The following is a 16,900-nucleotide window of genomic DNA, read 5'->3' as shown; positions in this document are numbered from 1 at the left end:
CTTAACCGAGCGCCGTCAGCGCCGCATCGTAGTTCGGCTCGTGAGCAATCTCGCCGACCATTTCGCTGTGCACGACATTGTTCTGGCCATCCAGCACCACTACGGCACGCGCCGCGAGGCCAGCCAGCGGACCGGATGCGATCGCCACACCGTAGTTCTTGAGGAAGTCATGGCCACGCAGTGTCGAGAGCGTGACGACGTTGCTCAATCCTTCCGCGCCGCAGAAACGTGCCTGCGCGAACGGCAGGTCAGCGGAGATGCACAGCACCACGGCGTTGTCGAGCTGGCTCGCCTTCTCGTTGAAGCGGCGCACGGACGTGGCGCACGTCGGCGTGTCGACGCTGGGGAAGATATTCAGCACCTTACGCTTGCCGTCAAAGCTGGCGAGCGTCACGTCCGCCAGATCCTTACCGACCAGCGAGAACGCAGGCGCTGCTTCGCCCTTGGCAGGGAAATGGCCGTCGACCTGGACCGGATTGCCTTTCAGCGTGACTTGGGACATGGGACACCTCGTTGGATGGGGTGCATAAGTAAACCATGGCTTTCGTCGAAAAGATGCGTGGAGCGGTCGCTCCATAGACTAACCAGCATTGGCAACATCAACCGACAGGATTCGTGCGCGTACCGCCGCATCTTAAGGCAGACCTTGACGCGCATGAACGGCAAGAGTGCAGCTGTCACTCTTGCACCGTCTAGATCAGCATCCGCCTCTTCGTTGCGCCGTATCCCAATGCCGCTGTGTGGCCTTACACAATCAAAGTGACTGCTTGCCAGTCCACTCCAATTGCAACCACAGTTTGGTGTCATCGCGCCCCCACTGATCCGCACGATAGTCCGCCGCTTTCAGCAAAGCATTGAGCCCCGGCATCAGCACATAGGACAACGAGGCGTCCCATTCGCTGCCGTAACGCGCACTGCCCCGAACCGAACGGAACTCGTGGTACGTGACCGTCCAGGCAAATTGACGTGCCACACCCGTGCGACCCAGTGGTCCGTTGAGTGTCACGTAGTAATCCTGCAAACCCGTCGCCGGAGTCACCGTGAACTGGTCGTCCCAACCGTTGAAGGCATGCAGGCTGGCCAGTGGCGTTTGCAGTGCGGTGCGGCTATCGCCGCCAAGAAACTCCCAACCCAGCTTGCCCGTGATGCCCCATTGCGTCCATGACGGTTCTACCAGCCAGTAGTTGTGCTCAAAACCCAAGGGATTATTGGCGTAGTCGTACTGACGCGCGCCTTCCGCACTCCATCCAAAACCACCGTCTGCAGTCGGTTTGCCCGTCCAGCGAACGCCGTAGGTGGCGGTGGACGCTGTGGCGACGTCCTTATCCTTGTGCAGATAGGCGTAGCCCACTACCTGTTGTCGCCCGTGACTCCAAGCCACATGCAGCAAATGCGTGTTGAGATCGCGCTGACGAGCGAGCGGATTGATCGCATCCGGACCGGCCACACGATTCACGCGATCGATCCAGTCATAGCTAAGGATCCAGTTCGCGGCGGGCTTCCATTGCAGGGCCACCGCATCGAAGGTCTGCTCGAACTGACGCCATGGTGCGGTACCGATCCAGCGCTGGTTGTCCAGCGTCATTTCCTGTCGCCCAACCTTGGCGCTCGCCGTGTCTCCCTGCCAGGCAAGCCATGCCTGATTGAGAGCAGCCCCCTTGGGATCGGTGATGGAGGGGTACTGCGTTTGCCCGTTCGCCCCACTGTTGTAGTGATTGCCGACACTCGCCGTGCCGACACCTTCAACGAAATAGCTCCAGCCGTAGCCTATCTGGCTGCGTATGCCCAGCCGAAGACGCAACGTATCGGCATAGGCGTGGGGCGAGTACGCCGCGCTGTCCACCTGCTCATGGCGCAATCGCGCATTCCATTCCAACTGCACGCCGGTATCCGATGATTCCGACGACTGCGCGAGGGCCACATCGGACAACCCAAGCAAGGCAAACGCAACGAAATACGTTTGAAAAGACGATGCACACTTCACGAACAACTCCTGTCGATGAACTACTGGGACGTGCCAGCAGTGTCGAAAAGAGCGGCTGTGAAAGCCCTGATCACCGTCAATCGTGCGACGTACCCGAGCTCATTGTGACAGCGAGATTCGCAAGAACATACGACTACATGCCCGCCAGATGAACGCGCCATTCACTATCAGCCACGCGCAGTGGCCCGCGAGCGTCTTGTTGACCGCTTGGACACATTCGGAACCCACGCGACCGATCATGGTTGTTCGGTCCACGATATCGCCGACGTCAGGCAAGCATGCCGATGGCGCATCCAACCATGCCACCGACGCGTCACGACCGTCCATCATGCGTGGCGGCCGTCATATCGTGCGAGAGTAACGCGGTGCATCCAATGCTCTGCCGAGGTAGGCGTCGAAGCACATCGCAACGTTGCGCAGCAGCAAACGGCCACGCGGTGTGACGCGAATGACATTCGCATCCAGCTCGACGAGCCCATCGTCGACACACTGGCCTAGTCGCTCAAGTTCAGAGGCGAAGGCGTCGCCGAACCGAAAGCCCTTCCCTTCCATGAAACGCTGCATGTCGATCTGGCCGTGACACATGAGCTCCCCAATAACGGCCCGACGCAACTGATCGTCGTCGCTTAAGCGAATGCCGCGACTGACCGGTAGGCGCCCCGAAGCGAGCGCTGCTTCATAGCCCAGGAGATCACGCGCGTTCTGACTGTAGGTGTCGCCGACACGGCTGATCGCGCTCACGCCAAGACCCACGATGTCGCAGTCGCCATGGGTGGAGTAGCCCTGGAAGTTGCGCTGCAACGTGCCGGCCTGTTGTGCGCGAACCAGTTCGTCGTCGGCACGGGCGAAGTGATCCATGCCGACGTAGACGTAACCGGCCTCGCACAGCATCCGGAAAGCGACGCCGAACAAAGCCAAGCGCGTCGATGAATCGGGTAGATCCTCGTCGTCAATCTGGTGCTGCGCCTTGAACAGATGCGGCAGATGGGCGTAGCCGTAGACCGCCACGCGGTCAGGTGCCAACGCGATGACCTGCTCCAGCGTGCGTTGGAAACCATCGAGCGTCTGGCGCGGTAACCCGTAGATCAGGTCCACACTGACCGAGCCGTAGCCGGCGTCACGTGCCGCATCGATCACTTCGCGCGTCTGCTCCACGCCCTGGATGCGATTGACCGCCGCTTGCACGTCGGGATCGAAATCCTGGATACCCACCGACAGACGATTGAATCCAAGCGCGGCCAGGTCACGCACATAGCGGCCATCCGCATAGCGCGGGTCGATCTCGATACCGTATTCCCGAATACCATCCCGGCGATAAGAGAAGTGCCCTTCGAGAGCAGCCACCAACCGCGCCATGCGCGGCGCATCGAGGAAGTTCGGCGTACCACCGCCGAGATGAAGCTGCAGCAAGGGGCGTCCACGATCGAACAGCGAACCCGTGAGGGCGATCTCATGCCGCAGTACGTCGAGATAATGGTCAGCGCGGGTGGCGTCGCGAGTGATAATGCGGGTGCAGCCACAGTAGAAGCACGGGCTGAAACAGAACGGCACATGCACGTAAAGCGACAACGGCTGCGGCGATGCTGTTTCGTTGGATGCGATGGCTGCCGCACGAAATGCGGCCTCATCAAAGCCCGTGTGGAACTGCGGCGCCGTCGGATAGCTTGTGTAACGAGGGCCGGGCACATCGTAACGGGCAACGAGTGCGGGATCGAATTCCGGAACGATGATGTTCGTGCGCATGCACGGCAGTATCGCGGCGGCAGCGAACTACGGACCTGACGCCTATCAGGGCTCTGCGACAATTCGCACGCCACCGTGGGCACAGCCCACGGTGGCGCAGCGACGTCGTTTACTTCTTGAGCGGCGCGATGGTCTGCTCGATGGCGCCGAAGATGGACACGCCCGACGTATCGGTCACGTCGATGCGCAAGCTATTGCCAAACGACAGGAACGGCGTCGACGGCTTGCCGTCACGCAGGGTTTCTACCGTGCGCTGTTCGGCCAGGCACGAGGCGCCCTTGCTGGTGTCTTCGTTGGCGATGGTGCCCGAGCCAACAATGGTGCCGGCCGTCAACGGACGCGACTTGGCGGCATGCGCCACCAGTTGCGCGAAGTTGAACTGCATGTCCACGCCGCACTCGGCTTCGCCGAACCACTGGTCATTGAGCCAGGTGCGCATGGGCAAATGCAGCTTTTCATCCTTCCACGCATCGCCCAGTTCGTCCGGCGTCACAAACACCGGCGACAGTGCGGAGCGCGGCTTGGACTGCAGGAAGCCGAAACCCTTGGCGAGTTCGCCCGGAATCAGGTTACGCAGCGAGACGTCGTTGACCAGGCCAACCAGCTGGATGTGCGCAGCCGCCTGCGCCGGCGTCACCGCCATCGGCACGTCGTCGGTGATCACCACCACCTCGGCTTCCAGATCGATGCCATAGTCCTCGCTCGGTACCACCACCGGATCACGAGGACCAAGGAAGCCGGCGCTGGTCGCCTGATACATCAGCGGATCGACATAAAAAGACTCCGGCACTTCCGCACCGCGCGCACGACGCACGCGCTCCACGTGCGGCAGGTAGGCGCTACCGTCGACGAATTCATAGGCGCGCGGCAGCGGCGCGGCCAGTGCGGTCATGTCGAGGGCGAACGCGCCATTCGCGGTGCCTGCGTTCAGTTCCTCGTACAGCGCGTTGAGGCGCGGCGCCGCGCTCGACCAGTCATCCAGCGCTGATTGCAGCGTCGGCGCAATGCCGGTGGCCTTGACCGCCTGCGTCAGCGCGCGATTGACGACAACCAAGGTGCCGTCGCGGCCGCCTTCCTTCAGTGAACCCAGTTTCATGCTTTGCTCCGTCGACCGTGCTGGGCACAGTCTGCCATCTTGTGTTGATCGTTAGTCCGACGCCGGACTTACTTGCCCGTGAAATGCTTGTGGATGCCCTGCCAGCACTCGTAGTAGTTACCCTGCAGTTCCGGCGAGGCCAGTGCCTGCTTGGTCGGCTGGATCACGCGGCGGGTTTCGAACATAAAGGCCATCGTGCCGGTAATGACGTCCGGCTGCGAAAGGTCGCGCGTGGACGCTTTCTCGTAAGTCGCCGCGTCCGGACCATGACCGCTCATGCAGTTGTGCAGCGAGGCGCCGCCCGGCGAGAAGCCCTCGGCCTTGGCGTCATACGCGCCGGTGATCAGCCCCATGAACTCGCTCGCGATATTGCGGTGGAACCACGGCGGGCGGAACGTATGCTGTGCCACCAGCCAACGCGGCGGGAAGATCACGAAGTCCATGTTGCTCACGCCGTCTGTATCACTCGGCGAATGCAGCACGAGGAAGATGCTCGGATCGGGATGATCGAAGCTGATCGAGCCGATGGTGTTGAAGCGGCGCAGGTCGTACTTGTACGGCGCGTAGTTGCCGTGCCAGCCCACCACGTCCAGCGGCGAGTGGTCGATGCCAGCACGCCACAGGTTGCCACCGAACTTGGCGATCAACTCGAACTTGCCTTCGACATCCTCGTAAGCGGCCACCGGCGTGAGGAAGTCACGCGGGTTCGCCAGACCGTTGCTGCCAATGGGGCCAAGGTCGGGCAGACGCAGCAGCGCACCGAAGTTCTCCGCGACATAGCCGCGCGCGGTGTGGTCGAGCAGCTCCACGCGGAAACGCACGCCACGCGGGATCACCGCGATTTCCAGCGGCTCCAGCTCGATGACGCCCATCTCGGTGACCAGCTTCAGGCGCCCGTGCTGGGGCACGATCAGCAGTTCGCCGTCGGCGTTGTAGAAGAAGCGGCCCTTCATCGAGCGGTTGGCGGTGTAAACGTGGATGCCTACGCCGGTCTGGTCCGCCGCGCTGCCATTGCCGGCCACGGTGAACATACCGTCGATGAAGTCGGTGGGTTCGGCGGGCAGCGGGAACGGGCTCCAGCGCAACTGGTTCGGGTTGGCCGGAACCTCGTTGAAGCGGTTGTGGAAGCGGCCGTCCGGCATCGCCTCGAATGGGTGGTGCATGGCCGCCGGGCGGATGCGGTACAGCCAGCTGCGCCGGTTGCTGTGGCGCGGCGCGGTGAAGGCCGAGCCGGAGAGCTGCTCGGCATAGAGCCCGTGGGCCGCCTGCTGCGGCGAGTTCTGCCCTTCGGGCAGCACCCCGGGCAAGGCCTCGGTGGCGAATTCGTTGGCGAAACCTGACTGATACTGCTGTTTGCTGGCTGACATGGAAGCTCCGCGATCTGCCCGAGTGCGGGGGCACCACACGCCCCTCGCGATCCTATTATTCTTGCCCTACAACCGTTGGCCGCCTCACCCCAAGGACGAGGCGTTGTTCGTCTATTGCAACAACATCACAAGGAACCCGCATGTCCGACTCGTATTCCTCGCTGGGCAATGCCCCTTCCAATCACTCTATCCAGGATCTGATCCAGCCCCTCGCTTCCGGCAAAGGTTGGATGAAGTTCCTGGGCATCGTGTTCATCATCGGCGGTGCCCTCTACGCCATCACCATCGTCGGCATCATCATCGCGTGGCTGCCGATCTGGATCGGCGTGCTGCTCCTGCAGTCCGCCGGCGCCCTTGAACGCGCCCAGGTCAGCGGCGACGTCGCCGCCATGAAGGAAGCCTTGACCAAGCTGCGCAGCTTCTTCGTGATCCAGGGCGTGATGATGATCGTCGGCATCGCCTTGTGGGTCCTGGCGTTGATCTTCTATGGCGCCGTGTTCGCCGCCATGCTGCACAACGGCGGCTCCTGGCGCTAAAACCCTCCGCTCAAAAAGGCCGCCCTTCCCGGGCGGCCTTTTTCTTTGCGGTTTACAGCACGCCGCGCTTCATCTGATCGCGTTCGATCGATTCGAACAGCGCCTGGAAGTTGCCTTCGCCGAAACCCTCGTTGCCCTTGCGCTGGATGATCTCGAAGAAGATCGGGCCGATGTTGTTCTGCGTAAAGATCTGCAGCAGCTTGCGCTGCTTGGTCTCCGGATCGGCGTCGATCAGGATTTTGTTCTTCGCCAGGCGCGGCACATCTTCGCCGTTGTTCGGAATGCGCATGTCGATCACGTCGAAATACGAGTCCGGCGTGTCGAGGAACTCCACACCCTTCTCGCGCATCGCTTCCACCGTGTCGTAGATGTTGTCGGTGAACAGGGCGATGTGCTGGATACCCTCGCCGTGGTACGCGTCGAGATACTCGTTGATCTGCGACTTCGGATCACTCGACTCGTTAAGCGGAATGCGCACGATGCCGTCCGGCGCGGTCATCGCCTTCGACACCAGACCCGTCTTGGCGCCCTTGATGTCGAAATAGCGGATCTCGCGGAAGTTGAACAAGCGCTCGTAGTAATCCGACCACTTCTGCATATTGCCGAAGTAGAGGTTGTGAGTGAGGTGGTCGATGAAGGTGAGGCCAAAACCCTTCGGATTCTGGTCGGCGCCTGCGATCGGCTCGTAGTCGCCTTCGTAGATGCTGCCGTTGTCACCATAACGGTCGATCAGGTACAGCATGCAATCGCCAATGCCCTTCACCGCCGGCGCGTTCACTGCACGGCTGGCAAGCGCCTTTTCGCTCACGGCTTCACCGCCATTGCCGAGCACAACGCCGTAGACGTCCTTCGCCGGCTTCTCGAAACGGATCGCGAAACCCGCTGCGCACGGGCCATGGGCCTCGGCGAATTCAGCCGCAAAGGAGTCGGGATCTTCGTTGACCAGCAGGTTCACACCGCCCTGGCGGTAGACCGTGATCGCGCGCGACTTGTGCTTGAGCACCGCGCTGAAGCCCATGCTCTTGAACAGGGTATGCAGCTCGTGGCTGCGACCGGCCGGGGCAGCGAATTCGACGAATTCGAATCCGTTGATGCCCATGGGGTTTTCGAAGGTGGTGACCTGCATGCCAAGATTGGGCTGCGCGCTCATGGGGCTCTCCTGATGGACCGGACTCGATGGCCTACGCCTGGGCATCCCAAGCGTGCGACCATCCTCATAATCCTCGCGTTATAGTTACATATGAAACCATTTGCAAGGAGCGTCGCAGCAGTGGCTGAAGAACACCATCCTGACCATGCCCCGCTGGAGCTGGAAAATTTCCTGCCTTACCGGCTGTCCATCCTCTCCAACGCGGTCAGCCAGGCGATTGCCGACGATTATCAACGCCGGTTTGACCTCAGCATGACGGAGTGGCGCGTGATGGCGGTGCTGGCCCGCTTCGACGGTCTTTCCGCCCGTGAAGTGGCCGAGCGCACCCTGATGGACAAGGTGGCCGTGAGCCGCGCCCTGTCCAAACTGGTGGAAACCGGCTGGGTGACCCGCGCCACGCACGACGGCGACAAGCGCCGCTCCGTGCTGGGCCTGAGCGAGGCCGGCTGGGCCATCCACGAAGTGGTGGCGCCCATGGCCCGCGAGCACGAGCGCAACCTGATGTCCAAGCTGGACGAAGAGGAACGCACCTGGCTGCTGCGCATCCTGGACAAGCTGCAGGCGATCGAGCCGAAGTAATCCCCAGACACCACTCTCTTTGCCCGTCATTCCCGCCTTCGCGGGAATGACGAGTTAAAGGGGCGTCTTCCTTACTTCACGCCATGCATCAGGCGGTTGATCAGCGGTGCGATCAGGAACAACAAGGTGCCGGCGCCAGCCAGCAGCCAGAAGCTGAAGGTGAAGCCGCTGAGGGCAGAGGCCACCGTCATGCCGGTCTCGCCACTTACATGTCCGGCGAAGATGCCCGACAGGTTGTTGCCGATGCCGGTGGACAGAAACCAGCCACCCATCGCAAAGCCCACCAGCCGCACCGGCGCCAGCTTGGTCACCATCGACAAGCCGATCGGCGACAGGCATAGCTCGCCCAGGGTCTGCAGCACGTAGACCAACACCAGCGGCCAGAACGGAATCAGGTGACGACTGTCCACGAGGCTGGATAGCGCGTACATCAGCACAATGAAGGCCACCGCGTTGCCCAACAGACCCAGGCCGAACTTGCGCGGGATCGACGGCTCGATGTTGCGCTTGTCGAGCCAGCCCCACGCCAGCGATACGAACGGCGCCAGCAGCACCAGCGCCAGCGGCGCGACAGACTGGAACCAGCCCACCGGGAATTCCCAGCCGCCGAACATCTCGCGGTCCACGATGTTCTGTGCCAGGAAGTTGAACGAGCTGCCGGCCTGTTCGTAGAACATCCAGAACAGTACGTTGAACACGAAGATGATCAGCATCGCGAACACACGGTCGCGCTGCACTTTGCCCTCGCGGAAGCCTTCCACCAGCAGCAGCAGCGACAAGCCCACGAACAGCGCGCTCAGCATCCACTGCAGCACGATGGCGCCGGCCTTGGCCATCACCAGGTACACCAGCGGAATCGCCAGCACGCAACCGATCAACACATAGAGCACGCGCATGCGGTTCGCCTGGTCCGCGGTCGGGCGACCCACGCCCTTCAACTGACGGCGACCGATCCAGAACCACACCAGGCTGATCAGCATGCCGATGCCCGAGGCCAGGAACACCAGCTTGTAGTTCTGCTCCATGGGTGTGTCGGTGAAGTGGCTGGCCAACCAGCCGGTCAACAGCGGCGAGAACAGCGCGCCCGCGTTGATGCCCATATAGAACAGAGTGAAGCCGCGATCGCGACGCGCGTCGCTCACGCCGTAAAGCTGCCCCACCATGGACGAGATATTCGGTTTGAACAGGCCGTTGCCCACGATCACGGTGGACAGGCCGAGCAGGAATATCTGCTCATTCGGCAGCATGATCATGAACAGGCCGGCCGACATCACCACCGCGCCGACCAGGATCGAGCGCTGATAGCCAAGGACGCGATCCGCCACGTAACCGCCAAACACCGCCGCCGCGTAGACCAGCGCCAGATAGGCGCCGTAGGTGCGGCTGGCGAAGCCTTGGCCCGCAGCGTCGCCCTTGAAGAACTCCGCCACGATGTACAGCGTCAGCGCCCAGCGCATGCCGTAGAACGCAAAGCGCTCCCAGAACTCCGTCATGAAGAGCATCCACAACGGACGCGGATGCCCCATGGTCTGCGGGTAATCGGGCACCGACGGTGCGGTGGCAGTGTTGGTCTCGCTCATGCAAACCCCATGAAGACAGGAAGGGCACTCGCGTGCCGGTCGAAAGTTTTTGCGAATCGGGACATGTAACCGGCCACGCCCAGGCCCGTCAAATGCACCGCACCATTCCCTGGTCCCGCATCGGGCCGCTTCTTAGCGCACGCCATGCATCAAACGGTTGATCAGCGGTGAAATCAACAGCAGCAGCACACCTGCGCCCGCCAGCAGCCAGAAGCTGAAGGTGAAGCCCGCCAGCGCGGACGCCGCCGTCATGCCGCTCTCTCCACTGATCTTTCCCGCCAACAGGCCGGACAGATTGCCACCGACGGCCATCGACAGAAACCAGCCGCCCATCGCCACACCTACCACGCGCGGCGGCGCCAGCTTGGTCACCATCGACAGGCCGATGGGCGACAGACACAGCTCGCCGACAGTCTGCAGCACGTAGCAAGCGGTCAGCGGCCAGAACGGGATCAGCCCGTGGCTGTTGACTGAGTACGTCAGGGCATACATCAGTGCGGTAAAGCCGAGGCCGTTGAACACCAGCCCCAGGCCGAACTTACGCGGGATCGAGGGCTCCTGGTGGCGCTTGGCCAGCAGCGCCCACACCTGGGTCACCAAGGGCGCCAGCAGGATGATCGCCACGGGGCTCACCGATTGGAACCAGCCCACCGGGAACATCCAGCCGCCGAACATCTCGCGATCGACCATGTTCGCGGCGAGGAAGTTGAATGATGTACCCAGCTGGAAATACATCATCCAGAACAGGATGTTGAAGGCGAAGATGATCAGCATCGCGATCACTCGATCGAGCTGCACGCGATCGTGCCGCACCGCCTCCACCACCAGCATCGCGGCCACGCCGACAAACAACAGGCTCAACAGCCACTGCAGGCCGCTCGCACCGATAAAGGCGAGCAGCAGATAGACCAGCGGCACCGCGACCACCACACCCAGCAGCACCCACACCACGCGCATGCGGCTGGCGGCCTCCGGCGCAGGCCGACCCACGTTCTTCAGGCCGCGGCGACCAAACCAGAACCAGAGCAGGCTCAACGCCATGCCGACACCGGCCGCTGCGAACACCACGCGATAGTTTTCCTGCGTCGGTGTATCTGTGAAATAACCCGCCAACCAGCCGGTCAGCAGCGGCGCGAGCAGCGCACCGCCATTGATGCCCATATAAAACAAGGTGAAACCGCGGTCGCGACGCTCATCCTTGGGGCCATACAACTGGCCGACCATGGAAGAAATGTTTGGCTTGAATAGGCCATTGCCCACCACGACCATCGCCAAGCCCAGCAGGAACAAATCCTTGCTCGGCAACATCACGACGAATAAGCCCAACGCCATCACCAGCGCGCCGATCAGGATCGAACGCTGGTAGCCAATGACCTTGTCCGCGACGAAACCACCAAAGATGCTGGTGGCATAGATGAGCGCGGTATAGGCGCCATAAATCTTGCTGGCCCAGGCTTCGCCTGCCGGATCGCCATGGAAGAAGTGCGCCACGATGTACAACGCCAGCGCCCAGCTCACGCTGTAGAACGCAAAGCGCTCCCAGAATTCCGTCATGAACAACATCCACAGCGGCCGTGGATGCCCCAGCATCTGCGGGAAATCGGGTGCGGACGCGGGTGCGGTCTCGGCGGTGTTGCTCATGCATGCCCCTTTGCAAGCAGAACGGCGCGCTAGGCGCCGTCACATCGTTGGGTTGGCGAAAGAAAGTGGGAACCTGGCTCAGGCGCCCAGTTCGGTGCGCACGTCCAGCAACTCCGGGAAAAACTCCAGGTCCAGCGCCTTCTTGAGGAACGACACGCCCGAGGAACCACCTGTGCCGCGCCGATGTCCGATGATCCGTTCCACGGTTTTCATATGGCGGAAACGCCACATCTGGAAACTCCCTTCCACATCCACCAGTTGTTCGCACATGTGGTACTCAGGCCAGAATGTCGTTCGGTTTTCGTAAATGCGCTTGAGCACGGGCAGCAGACCCTCATGCCGCTTATAAGGCTGCGACCAATCGCGCTGCGTCAGCTCGTCAGGCACCGCATGCCCGCGGCGCGCGAGATAGCACAGAAATTCGTCGTACAGGCTCGGTGCGTCCAGCACCTCACGCAGCGCGGCCTGCGCCGCAGGATCGTACGCAAACACCTGCAACATCTGGGCATTCTTGTTGCCCAGCAGGAATTCGATCTGCCGATACTGCAACGATTGAAAGCCCGAGGACGTGCCCAGCACACCACGGAATTCCAGGTATTCGGAAGGCGTCAGCGTTTCAAGCACCGCCCACTGCTCGAACAACTGGCGCTGCACGTGCTTCACGCGCGCCAGGATCTTCAAGCATGGATCGATCTCATCGCGGCGCAGATGCGCCACAGCCGATTTCAGCTCGTGGATGACCAGTTTCATCCACAGTTCCGCCACCTGGTGCTGCACGATAAAAAGCATTTCATCGTGATGCGGCGGATCGCTCAGCGGCTGCTGGGCCGTCAGCAACTGGTCCAACCGCAGGTAGCCGCCGTAGGTCAGTCGTCCGTTCAGGTCGAGTTCGATGCCGGCCTCAAGGTCGCGCTGGTTCTCGGTCATATCGATCCGGGGTGCGGAAAAGGTCGCATGGTAACCCGTGTGAAGGCCGACCCCGTACGAGGGCGCATGCTGCACCGTGCCTTGCGGCGCAACATGCCCGCCTGTAACAATTTTGCTCTTGCTCAGGGCTTTACGTCCGCTGCTGGCCCCACTGGATGGGCCGCCGACGCCCCGGCACCCCAATCCCTACCATTACTCACTCCAGGAGCGAGTCGTGTCCATCGCCGCCAAGTTTGAAATCGAATACCTCCAGTATCTCGATGCTGAAGGTAAGCAGGTCCGTGACGATCTGCCTGAATTTGCCAAAGATCTCAACCACATGGTTGAGCTGTACAAGCTGATGCTATCGACCCGCGTGTTCGACGCGAAGTCGGTCGCCCTGCAGCGCACCGGCAAGCTCGGCACCTACGCCAGCTGTCTGGGCCACGAAGCCGCCCACGTCGGCATCGGCAGTGCCATGAAGCCCGAGGACGTGTTCGCGCCGAGTTACCGCGAATACGGTGCACAGCTCTATCGCGGCGTGCAGCCGCGCGAGGTGTACATGTACTGGGGCGGCGACGAGCGCGGCAACGACTACCAGAAGGAACCGGCTCGCCACGATTTCGCGTGGTCGGTGCCGATCGCTACGCAGTGCCTGCATGCCGCCGGTTCCGCACTGGCGTTCAAGATCCGCAACGAGAAGCGCGTAGCCGTGTGCACCATCGGTGACGGTGGTTCGTCCAAGGGCGACTTCTACGGCGCCATCAACATCACCGGTGCGCAGAACCTGCCGATGGTCGCGGTAATCGTCAACAACCAGTGGGCCATCTCGGTGCCGCGCAAGATCCAGACGGGTGCGCCGACGCTGGCGCAGAAGGGTATTGCGGCGGGCCTGTTCTCCATCCAGGTGGACGGCAACGACATCATCGCCGTGCGCAAGGCGATGGAAGACGCGCTGGACCGTGCACGCAACGGCCAGGGTGGCAGCGTGCTGGAGCTGGTCACTTACCGCCTCTCCGACCACACCACTGCCGACGATGCACGCCGTTACCGCGGCGAGCAGGAAGTGAAGGACGCCTGGGCGAAGGAGCCAATGAAGCGCCTGCGCAACTGGCTGGTAGCCAAGGGTGTGTGGGACGACGCGAAGGAAGAAGCCTGGAAGGCCGAGTGCGACGACTGGATGGACAACGAGGTGAACGCCTACCTCGAGACCAAGACGCAGCCCGTCACGGCGATGTTCGACTACATCTTCGCCGAAGTCCCCGCCGATCTCGCCAAGCAGCGCGATCTCGCCATCCAGCTCGACAAGAAGGCCCATTAAGTCATGGCACAGATCACCCTTATCGAAGCCGTCACCCAGGCTCTTGCGTATGAAATGGCGCACGACGACAGCGTCGTGGTGCTGGGCGAAGACGTTGGCGTCAACGGCGGCGTGTTCCGCGCTACCCAGGGCCTGCAGGAAAAGTTCGGCGAACTGCGCGTGCTCGACACGCCGCTGGACGAAACCACCATTGCCGGCGTCACCGTGGGCCTCGCCGCCCAGGGTATGAAGCCGGTGGCCGAAGCGCAGTTCGAAGGCTTCATCTACCCGATGATGGAGCAGATCGCCTGCCACGCCGCGCGTATGCGCAACCGCACGCGCGGCCGCATCACCGTGCCGGCCGTGTGGCGCGCTCCTTGGGGCGGCGGCATTCGCGCGCCGGAGCATCACTCGGAAGCGAACGAACATCTGTTCACCAACATCCCGGGCCTGCGCGTGGTGATGCCGTCGTCGCCGGCGCGTGCTTACGGCCTGCTGCTTGCCGCCATCCGTGATCCGGATCCGGTGATGTTCTTCGAGCCCAAGCGCATCTACCGTCAGTACAAGGAAGAAGTGCCCGATGACGGCGAGGCCTTGCCGCTCGACGTGTGCTTCGTGCTGCGCGACGGCACCGACGTCACCCTCGTCTCGTGGGGCGCACAGGTGAAGGAAGCGCTGGAAGCGGCCGACGCACTTGCCGAAGAAGGCATCAGCGCGGAAGTCATCGACGTCGCCACGCTCACCCCGCTGGACTTCGACACGATCGCCGAATCGGTGCAGAAGACCGGTCGCTGCGTGATCGTGCACGAGGCCCCGAAGACTGCGGGTTTCGGCGCGGAAATCGCCGCACGTCTTGCCGAAGAATGCATGTACGACCTGCTCGCACCGGTCGAACGCGTCAGCGGCTACGACACGCACATCCCGCTGTTCCGCCTGGAAATGAAGTACATGCCGAGTGCCGAACGCGTGGTGGACGCCGCCAAGCGCGCGCTGGCAGCCAGCTAAGAACATGCACCCGATGTCCCGGCCATGCCGGGACATCGCACTATGAAATTCTCCGCCTGACCACGGAATTAAACTCATGGCCGACATCAAGACTTTCTACCTACCCGACCTCGGCGAAGGCCTGCCCGACGCCACCATCGTCGAGTGGCACGTGAAGGAAGGCGACACCATCAAGCTCGACGCACCGCTGTGCTCGATGGAAACCGCCAAGGCCGTCGTCGACGTGCCCTCCCCGTACACCGGCAAGGTGACCAAGCTGCACGGCGCCGCCGGCGACATTATCGAAACCGGTGCCGCGCTGGCCGAGTTCGAACCCGACCCGAACGCCAAGCAGCGTGCGGAAGCCGAATCGACTGGCCATCACCACGGCCCGAAGAAGGGCGCCGGCAGTGCCGCTGCCGAGCCGAAGAAGGTTGTTGCCTCCGATGAAGGCGGCGAGATCGACAACGGCACTAGCGATCGCGAAGACGAAGGCACCGTCGTCGGCGCCATGGTCTCCGGCAGCCACGTGCATGTGGAACAGGCAAGCAGCGTCGGCGGCGTGAAGGCCGTACCCGCCGTGCGCGCGCTCGCCAAGAAGCTCAAGGTCGACCTGACTCGCGTCAAGCCGACGGGCGCTGACGGTGTGGTCACCATGGCCGACGTGAAGAACGCCGCCGCCAACGGCAGTGCCGCACTCGGTGCCGCGCCGGCCCGTAGCGTGCCGGCGTCCGCCGGTCATCACCTTGCCCCGCAGTTGCCCGAGCCGGAGCCGGCTCGCACGGCAACCTCGCTCGCCGGCAAGCCGGTGCGCACGGCCCCGCCGAGCGTGCAGGCCAGCGGCCAGCCGGAACAGCTCAAGGGCGTTCGCCGCAACATGGCGCGCGTCATGGCCGACGCCCACGCCCAGGTGGTCCCGACCACGCTGGTGGACGACGCCGACCTGCACGCCTGGATCGGCAAGCAGGACATCACCGCCCGCCTGATCCGCTCCATCGTGGTTGCGTGCAAGGCCGTGCCGGCGCTCAACGCCTGGTTCGACGGCAAGAACCTCACCCGCACGCTGCATCCGCATGTGGACATCGGCATTGCCGTGGACACCGAGGAAGGCCTGTTCGTGCCGGCCCTGCGCAACGCCGACGTGCTCGACGGTGCCGGCATCCGCGCCGCCATCAAGCGCCTGCGTACCTCAGTGGAAGATCGCACCATTCCGGCGTCGGAGCTGTCGGGCTACACCATCAGCCTGTCGAACTTCGGCATGTTCGCTGGTCGCTACGCCACGCCGGTCGTCGTGCCGCCGTGCGTCGCCATCATCGGCGCCGGCAAGCTGAGCCATGACGTGGTGGCCGTGATGGGTGGCATCGAAGTGCATCGCCGCATGCCGATCTCGATCACCTTCGATCACCGCGCTGCCACCGGTGGCGAAGCTGCCCGCTTCCTCAAGGCGTTGCTGGACGATCTGTCCGCGCCGAACTGAGCGTAGTCACGTTGAACAAAAAAAAGCCCCGGTCATGCCGGGGCTTTTTTGTTCTCGCTCATGTGTCGCTGAAAGGCACTGGATTCCGGCCCTTGCCCCTTTTGTGGGGTTCGCGGGAATGACGGTGAGGGGAATAAACGGTGAGGAGCACTCAATACCGCTGCACGAAATAATTCATCGTGTGATCCAACGCCTTACGCCAGCGCTGTTCCAGTGCGAGGTCATACGCCGGATCGTGCTCGCGAATAGCCACGAGCAACGCCTCCGTCCAATACGGATACAACGCCGGCGGCACCGGCGCATGGCCACTGCGGCTATGCGCGCAGGTCATCTGTTCCATCGTGCGCTTGGTCAACGTGCTGCCACCCGCGTGCGCGATGGCTGCGCTGATGCCCCGACGCAGCGCGATGTACTGCTTACTGAAGTCGGTGTCCTTGAACAGCTCCGGCACATCCGGATGGCTGGTCATGAATATCTCGTAGAAACGAGCAATGAATTTCCCATGCTGCAAGCAACGGCCATAGCTCGTCTGCAGATCGTCGAACGTGTCGCTCATG

Annotated in this window: 15 protein-coding genes; 5 read left to right on the top strand and 10 right to left on the bottom strand. The window is 62.5% G+C overall.

The genetic code is table 11. The annotated features are described in order from the left end of the window. Window position 1 precedes the first annotated feature (1 nt). The 5 genes from tpx to hmgA all read right to left on the bottom strand — a co-directional run bounded on the left by tpx (window position 2) and on the right by hmgA (window position 6,190). Entirely contained in the window at window positions 2-502 is a 501-nt protein-coding gene (tpx, locus tag DyAD56_RS06855; protein WP_102302000.1) for a thiol peroxidase, read from the bottom strand. Window positions 503-754: 252 nt separating this feature from the next. Further along, complete coding sequence (locus tag DyAD56_RS06850) at window positions 755-1,984, bottom strand: alginate export family protein (RefSeq protein WP_102301999.1); 1,230 nt, start codon at window positions 1,982-1,984, stop codon at window positions 755-757. Window positions 1,985-2,326: 342 nt separating this feature from the next. Further along, the gene (hemN, locus tag DyAD56_RS06840; RefSeq protein WP_102301997.1) at window positions 2,327-3,727 is read right to left on the bottom strand and encodes an oxygen-independent coproporphyrinogen III oxidase; all 1,401 of its coding nucleotides are present in this window, start codon (window positions 3,725-3,727) and stop codon (window positions 2,327-2,329) included. Window positions 3,728-3,836: 109 nt separating this feature from the next. Then, window positions 3,837-4,823: a fumarylacetoacetate hydrolase family protein gene (locus DyAD56_RS06835; RefSeq protein WP_102301996.1), complete on the bottom strand. Its 987-nt coding sequence runs from the start codon at window positions 4,821-4,823 to the stop codon at window positions 3,837-3,839. A 68-nt stretch (window positions 4,824-4,891) separates the two neighbouring features. Beyond that, entirely contained in the window at window positions 4,892-6,190 is a 1,299-nt protein-coding gene (gene hmgA, locus DyAD56_RS06830; protein ID WP_102301995.1) for a homogentisate 1,2-dioxygenase, read from the bottom strand. Window positions 6,191-6,330: 140 nt separating this feature from the next. Here hmgA and DyAD56_RS06825 point away from each other — a divergent pair, with 140 nt between their 5' ends. After that, window positions 6,331-6,726 carry a DUF5362 domain-containing protein gene (locus DyAD56_RS06825; protein WP_102301994.1) on the top strand — a complete coding sequence of 132 codons (396 nt, stop codon included), beginning with the start codon at window positions 6,331-6,333 and terminating at the stop codon, window positions 6,724-6,726. A gap of 52 nt (window positions 6,727-6,778) precedes the next feature. Here the strand turns inward: DyAD56_RS06825 and hppD are convergent, their stop codons facing one another. Further along, a complete protein-coding gene (gene hppD / locus DyAD56_RS06820) occupies window positions 6,779-7,876 on the bottom strand; it encodes a 4-hydroxyphenylpyruvate dioxygenase (RefSeq protein ID WP_102301993.1) in 1,098 nt (365 codons plus the stop codon). Between the two features lie 120 nt (window positions 7,877-7,996). On the opposite strand from hppD, the gene DyAD56_RS06815 reads away from it, so the two are divergent. Beyond that, a complete protein-coding gene (locus DyAD56_RS06815; protein WP_233202315.1) occupies window positions 7,997-8,455 on the top strand; it encodes a MarR family transcriptional regulator in 459 nt (152 codons plus the stop codon). Window positions 8,456-8,526: 71 nt separating this feature from the next. Here the strand turns inward: DyAD56_RS06815 and DyAD56_RS06810 are convergent, their stop codons facing one another. The 3 genes from DyAD56_RS06810 to DyAD56_RS06800 form a co-directional block, all read right to left on the bottom strand. Continuing rightward, window positions 8,527-10,035, bottom strand: a complete 1,509-nt coding sequence (locus tag DyAD56_RS06810; protein WP_102301991.1) for an oligopeptide:H+ symporter — start codon at window positions 10,033-10,035, stop codon at window positions 8,527-8,529. A gap of 132 nt (window positions 10,036-10,167) precedes the next feature. Then, the gene (locus DyAD56_RS06805; protein WP_102301990.1) at window positions 10,168-11,676 is read right to left on the bottom strand and encodes an oligopeptide:H+ symporter; all 1,509 of its coding nucleotides are present in this window, start codon (window positions 11,674-11,676) and stop codon (window positions 10,168-10,170) included. 78 nt (window positions 11,677-11,754) lie between these two features. Next, window positions 11,755-12,609: a tryptophan 2,3-dioxygenase family protein gene (locus DyAD56_RS06800; protein ID WP_199178911.1), complete on the bottom strand. Its 855-nt coding sequence runs from the start codon at window positions 12,607-12,609 to the stop codon at window positions 11,755-11,757. A gap of 208 nt (window positions 12,610-12,817) precedes the next feature. Between DyAD56_RS06800 and pdhA the strand changes: the two genes are divergently transcribed. The 3 genes from pdhA to DyAD56_RS06785 all read left to right on the top strand — a co-directional run bounded on the left by pdhA (window position 12,818) and on the right by DyAD56_RS06785 (window position 16,343). Further along, window positions 12,818-13,903, top strand: a complete 1,086-nt coding sequence (gene pdhA / locus DyAD56_RS06795; RefSeq protein ID WP_102301988.1) for a pyruvate dehydrogenase (acetyl-transferring) E1 component subunit alpha — start codon at window positions 12,818-12,820, stop codon at window positions 13,901-13,903. 3 nt (window positions 13,904-13,906) lie between these two features. Further along, a complete protein-coding gene (locus DyAD56_RS06790) occupies window positions 13,907-14,887 on the top strand; it encodes an alpha-ketoacid dehydrogenase subunit beta (RefSeq protein WP_102301987.1) in 981 nt (326 codons plus the stop codon). 76 nt (window positions 14,888-14,963) lie between these two features. Then, window positions 14,964-16,343 (top strand): dihydrolipoamide acetyltransferase family protein, encoded by a 1,380-nt coding sequence (locus DyAD56_RS06785; RefSeq protein WP_102301986.1) that lies wholly within the window; start codon window positions 14,964-14,966, stop codon window positions 16,341-16,343. A gap of 151 nt (window positions 16,344-16,494) precedes the next feature. On the opposite strand, the gene DyAD56_RS06780 is transcribed toward DyAD56_RS06785, so the two are convergent. Continuing rightward, window positions 16,495-16,899 carry a globin gene (locus DyAD56_RS06780; protein WP_102301985.1) on the bottom strand — a complete coding sequence of 135 codons (405 nt, stop codon included), beginning with the start codon at window positions 16,897-16,899 and terminating at the stop codon, window positions 16,495-16,497. Between the last annotated feature and the right edge of the window lies 1 nt (window position 16,900).

Source organism: Dyella sp. AD56 (genome assembly GCF_002878475.1).
In the GTDB taxonomy this organism is placed as follows: Bacteria; Pseudomonadota; Gammaproteobacteria; order Xanthomonadales; family Rhodanobacteraceae; genus Dyella.
The sequence above is the reverse complement of the archived record's forward strand: the minus strand, read 5'-3'. Positions and strand labels throughout refer to the sequence as shown.